Origin of the sequence: Rahnella perminowiae, from assembly GCF_019049755.1 — a bacterium.
Lineage (GTDB): Bacteria > Pseudomonadota > Gammaproteobacteria > Enterobacterales > Enterobacteriaceae > Rahnella > Rahnella perminowiae.
The window spans coordinates 1-490 of the sequence record NZ_JAFMOS010000053.1; the positions used below are offsets into that span (position 1 = coordinate 1).

1 pseudogene is annotated in these 490 nt (G+C 34.5%); it reads right to left on the minus strand.

Features of this window, described 5'->3' with window-relative positions:
- Positions 1-490: pseudogene (locus tag J1785_RS00255) on the minus strand (glycosyltransferase); the annotation flags it as partial.

Sequence of the window (490 nt, forward strand, 5' to 3'; positions counted from 1 at the left end):
ATCTATTCCTTTGCGGGTTTCTAAACGCCCAAAAAATATTAATTCAATTGCTGTTAACAAAGACTCTTCGGGCGACGCGCTAATAGCCTGATTATGTAAAGGTGCAAAAGGTTCACAGTTTAGTATTACTTTTTTATTAGCCGGAACCTGCCAATTCTTCTCTAGCATCCAGTTAATGAGATACTGAGACGGACTAATTATTTCATCGGCCATCTCAATAACTTTTTGCTCCATAAAATACAATTCCATATGGTTCTGATCATATGGTAGTTGATAACTACCCTCATCTGCCCACAAGGTAGAACTATGAGTGTTAATAATGAATTTTGTGTCTGAGAAACCTAAACCTTGTTTCTTATAAAGTAGAGAGTAATACATATCTGCTTGCCATTCACAAGAAATAACGACATCATATATATTATTTTTTTTCATCCACTCAAAAATTGAATAGCTTTTACGTCTAAAGTAAGGTGCATCAATAGAAATATCC